This window comes from Chitinophaga sp., from assembly GCF_036569125.1.
Lineage (GTDB): Bacteria > Bacteroidota > Bacteroidia > Chitinophagales > Chitinophagaceae > Chitinophaga.
The window spans coordinates 1-4,778 of sequence record NZ_DATCRF010000461.1 but is presented as its reverse complement, the minus strand read 5'-3'; the positions used below and the strand labels follow the sequence as shown (position 1 = coordinate 4,778).

The following is a 4,778-nucleotide window of genomic DNA, read 5'->3' as shown; positions in this document are numbered from 1 at the left end:
GTGCAGATGAGAAGCCGCCGATCCACGCAAACTTATCCAGGTTACCCAGACCAAAATTCAGCGACTGCCCTCCGCCCATTGACAGGCCGGCAATGGCCCGGTGCTCCCGGTCCGTGTAAACAGGGTATTTCTTTTGTATATAGGGAATAAGATCGCTCAACAGGTCTTTTTCAAAAGTGGCAAAGGCCTGTACCTTGTCGGGAGCCATAATATTGCCGGTGGCCCGGTCATCTTTCATGGCCCTGCCGTTAGGCATAACAACGATCATAGGCTCAATTTTCCCCTGGGCGTACAGGTTATCCAGCACTACCTGGGGCGTACCGCCCTTTAGCCATTCCTTTTCATCGCCGCCGATGCCATGCAACAGGTATAACACCGGGTATTTACGCTTTTTGGAAAATCCCGGCGGCGTGTAGATCAGTGCTTTTCGGGGATTGCCCACCGTTACCGAGTTATAGCTGATGGTATCGATCCGGCCATGTGGTATCCCTGCACGCAAGGTATCAAAACCGGGAGGCGCATGTTCAATAACGCCTTGTGCAAAAACGGGTATGGTAAATAACAAAAGAAGGGGGAGGTTGAAAATTAACTTTTTCATGCCGCATGATTTTCATTAAACGTGGGATTGCCATAGGTGCTGCCAGCAGTTTCCGGCATTGTAAAGAAAGGGAATTTAGCGGTTCAAAAAGTTTAAAAATCACCGCCGCTAATTTTTATACATAATATTGCTCACTGTTCATTTTTTAAAGCTGAAAGATCTGTTCCATCATTACCCACTTCTCTCCTTCTTTTGCCCAGGGTAAAGGTTGCTGGAATTTCCACATTAACTGCTCCCATTCCTGCACTTTGGGATTGGCAGCATCTGCAGCCGCTTTTGCGGTTGCATTGAACTGGTCATTGGTTTCCATGATCATCATTAAACGATTACCCGTTCTATAGATCTGCATTTCCGTAATACCCGCATCCAGGATGCTCTTTTTAATTTCGGGCCAGCCATTTTCTGCCTTGTGCCAATATTCGTATTCTGCTATCAACTTAGGATCATCCTTCAGATCAAGGGCTAAACAGTATCTTTTCATATTCTTATTTAATGTTTACAAGTAGCTGGAAGCATAAGCTTCCTCAATTAATCCCTGTGCTGTCATTTCCTCCCAAAATCCTTCCGGGATTATTGATTGGGGCAATGCAATGTTCTGTGCAACCCTTTCTGCCTGGGTGGTGTTCAGAGCAATACTCTTAACCCCGGGCGCATTCAGGCCAAAGATCACGCAGGCCTGTACCGGTTTTATCTTATAATTAAGGCACAGCTGATAAAACCGCTGCCGCCAGTGATAGAGGTCTTTATCTTTTTCCGGATCTGTTAACTGGTAATTATAATAATCCGATCCTGTTAAAAAGCCGCCATTAAAAAGCGAAGAGTTTATAATCAGGGTGCCCTGCTGCTGAAGGGTTAGCATAAATTCCACCAGCTCCGCGGGATGGCTGTGAACAGTCATACTATTAGCGATCATTACCCAATCCAGCTTTACATCAGCTGCTATTCTTTTTATGACCCGCCAATTCTTTGCCCCTACTCCAATAGCTTTGACCCTGCCCGCTTCCTTTAATTCATTTAATGCCCGGTAAGCATCCAGAATATCCTGGTAGCGCTGCGTTTGTTCCTGCGCGTTATTTGCCGCTGCCAGGTATTCATCGGGGTCATGCACAGATACCAGCTCCGCATGATAGCCGCCAAGCAGCTCATTTCCCTGTTTATAACATTCCAGGATGCCTTCATAGCTTATTTTTTGAACAGCATCGTGCTTCAGGTCCCGCCATATTCCGGGTTCAAAAGTGGGTTCGGCTGTTTTTAATTCGGTACGCAACCAACCCAGCTTATTACTGATCAGCACATCCGAAGGGTTAACCTTTAATTGCTTTAAAGACCGGCCCAGCGCTTCCAACGCCAGCCCGGCGCCATATTTACCTGCTGAATCAAATACAGCCGGCTTTGGGGAACATTTCACGCTTTCATTCACAATGGATAGCTTCACCTCATCCGGGAGCGCTACATATAAATTCCCTAAGCCGCTGGTGCCAAAAATTACTTTGGGCAATGTGATTTCCTGCATATTAAAAGACCACTAAATTTTTAAAGAATAGTTGAAACAGGTAAACTTTCAGGCTTCACTTTCACATGGTGGCCTTTAAATCCAAAAAATGCCACTACTGCGAAACAGGCCAGCGGCACTGCATAGCCGTATTGAATATTACCCGTTACATCGCTGATATAACCAAATACCCTCGGCAAAACAGCGCCTCCAACAATGGACATAATGATCAGGCTACTCCCGAATTCCGTATCGCCGCGCAATTCCTTTATTCCAAGCGCAAAGATGGTGGGGAACATAATGGACATAAAAAAGCAGATCCCTATGACGGTATAGACAGTTACCATGCCGTGCCCCGAAATAGCTACCGTGCAAAGTACAATATTGATAACTGCATATACGGCAAGCAACCTGGCAGAGCTGTAGTACCGCATTAAATAAGTACCAATAAATCTTCCGGTTAAAAAAGCCAGCCCGCATAAACCCAGGTAATCAGCTGCTTTTACTTCTGATATACCGGCAGCTTTTGTTGCATACAGGATAAACAGGCTAAACACAGAAACCTGGGCGCCCACATAGAAGAATTGTGCGATAACACTCCAGGTTAAATGCTGGTGCTTAAAGGCGTGGAAAATATTCTTGCTGGCTGAGTGACCTTCATTTGTCTGGATGGCCGGCAAACGTGTAAAAGCAAAAATAACCGCTATCAATACCAGTATGGTGCCCAGCATAAAGTAGGGCATTTTTACGGACGCTGCTTCGGCAGCAAGCGCCAGCTTACGGCCTTCTTCGGTCATTGTACTTAGTTGCGCTGCAGTATAGCCCTTAGTAAGGATAACACGTGCGCCGATCACAGGTGCAAGCGTTGCTGCCAGTCCGTTGAACGATTGTGCGAGGTTAAGCCTTTGGGTAGAGGTCTCAGGATCGCCCAGCGAAGAGGCATAAGGGTTAGCTGCTGTTTCCAGGATCGTAAGACCGCAGGCTATAATAAACAGGGCTATAAGGAAAAATGTGTATTGCTGGGTATTGGCTGCAGGTATAAATAAATATGAGCCTAATGCAAAAACCAGCAAACCGGTTATAATGCCTGCTTTATAGCCGTATCTTTTCATAATAAACCCGGCCGGTAAAGCCATCAGAAAATACGCTATAAATACAGCAGAATCAACCAGGGTAGCCTGAACGGTGGTAAGGGTAAATGACTTTTGTAAATGCGGTATAAGTATGGGATCAAGATTATGGGCAAAACCCCATAAAAAGAACAGGCTTGTGATCAGTATAAACGGGAAAAGTGTATGGGTCTTTGCCATCTTGGAATTTTAAATTTGCAGGTGACCAGCTGGGTATAATTACCTGCTCAGTCACCTGCCTGGGTCCTTACGGATAATTGGTCTTTGAACATTTATACGATAGCTCCTTCAATTTTCAGTACAAATGCATTTTTGCAGGGCGCCTGTTCCGGCGGCTGCACCTTTAAGCCTTCAGCTGTTTGCTGAAAGGTGAGCTTATCATTGCCCAGCAGGCTTACCTGGCTTACCTTCCCTGCCTGGTCATTTGCAGCCAGCGTTTTAATTAAAGCGGTTTTATTCGCCGGCCAGCCTAACATCACTGCATAAAGTGTTTTGCCCTTTGTAGTAAAACGAATATCCTCCGCTTCAAATGGTTTGCCTTTTCCTTCATTAAAGCCCTGTGCGCTCAATGCTGCCACTGATTCCATGGCCGGCCCTTCCCCAAATACTTTCCAGGGGCGCGTACTATAGATCGCTTCACTATTCACCTGCATCCATTCGGCTACTTCTTCCACTACGGCGCGTTCTTCACTATCAATGGTTCCATCTCCACGTACGGGAATATTCAATAAAAGATTACCGTTCTTGCTTACTATATCCGCTAAACTATGCACTACTGTTTTAGCGCTTTTATAGCCTTTGTTATCAAATATGCGGCGGTCGTAATGCCAGCCTCCGATACAGGTATCGGTTTGCCAGGGCAGGGGTTCTATCTGGTTACTTTGCCCGCGCTCAATATCCCAGATCATACATTTACGCTGCTGCTCGTTCAGCATTTTTCCAAACAGGGCAGCCTGCAATTTTCCATGCTTTTTTATGCTGGTATTATATAAATGCGCCGCTATCTTTAATCCTGCATCGCTTACCGGCCAAAGCGGCAGCGCATTGTCATCAAAATAAACAAGCTCGGGGCCATATTTATCAATGAGCTCAAGGGTACGGTTTAAGAATTTATCACAGTAAGCCTTGTCAGGCGCACTTGCACCATTGCCCCAATACCAATGATCTCCCATGCTATTGTCGTTAAGACTGTCTTTACTTAAAGCATGATTCTGAGCATACAGCTGCTGCGGATCATACCCATTCCACCACTTGTTGCGGCCATCGGCTTTCGTAAGCTTGCCATCATAAGGTACGCCCGCATAAGGACCGCTTTTATCGGAACGCTGTGCTACCTCATACCAGGTCCAGGCATGGGAGGCATGTACCGTTACGCCAAAGGGCAGGCCCTGTTCTTTAGCTGCTTTTGCCCAGCCTCCGATCAGATCTTTTTTGGGTCCCAGCTTGGTAGCATTCCAGGCTTGATATTTACTATCGTACAGGTCCAGATTATCGTGGTGATTGGCCATGGCCATAAAATATTTGGCGCCGGCTTTTTTGTATAAGGCAACCAGCTCCT

At 46.2% G+C, this 4,778-nt stretch carries 5 protein-coding genes; all 5 read right to left on the bottom strand.

Going from position 1 to position 4,778, the window contains the following annotated elements:
- Window positions 1-598, bottom strand: a 598-nt coding sequence (locus tag VIM87_RS17325) for an alpha/beta hydrolase (RefSeq protein WP_331998216.1), incomplete at its 3' end; no start/stop codon positions are given.
- A 145-nt stretch (window positions 599-743) separates the two neighbouring features.
- The gene (locus tag VIM87_RS17320) at window positions 744-1,079 is read right to left on the bottom strand and encodes an L-rhamnose mutarotase (protein WP_331998215.1); all 336 of its coding nucleotides are present in this window, start codon (window positions 1,077-1,079) and stop codon (window positions 744-746) included.
- Window positions 1,080-1,094: 15 nt separating this feature from the next.
- Complete coding sequence (locus VIM87_RS17315) at window positions 1,095-2,111, bottom strand: aldo/keto reductase (protein ID WP_331998214.1); 1,017 nt, start codon at window positions 2,109-2,111, stop codon at window positions 1,095-1,097.
- Window positions 2,112-2,131: 20 nt separating this feature from the next.
- The gene (fucP, locus tag VIM87_RS17310; protein ID WP_331998213.1) at window positions 2,132-3,400 is read right to left on the bottom strand and encodes an L-fucose:H+ symporter permease; all 1,269 of its coding nucleotides are present in this window, start codon (window positions 3,398-3,400) and stop codon (window positions 2,132-2,134) included.
- 92 nt (window positions 3,401-3,492) lie between these two features.
- The coding region (locus tag VIM87_RS17305; protein ID WP_331998212.1) for an alpha-L-fucosidase at window positions 3,493-4,778 on the bottom strand (1,286 nt) is incomplete at its 5' end.

Coding starts and splice junctions, on each gene's coding strand:
- VIM87_RS17315 (WP_331998214.1), bottom strand. CDS start 2,111: ATGCAGGAAATCACATTGCCCAAAGTAATTTTTGGCACCAGCGGCTTA.
- VIM87_RS17320 (WP_331998215.1), bottom strand. CDS start 1,079: ATGAAAAGATACTGTTTAGCCCTTGATCTGAAGGATGATCCTAAGTTG.
- fucP (WP_331998213.1), bottom strand. CDS start 3,400: ATGGCAAAGACCCATACACTTTTCCCGTTTATACTGATCACAAGCCTG.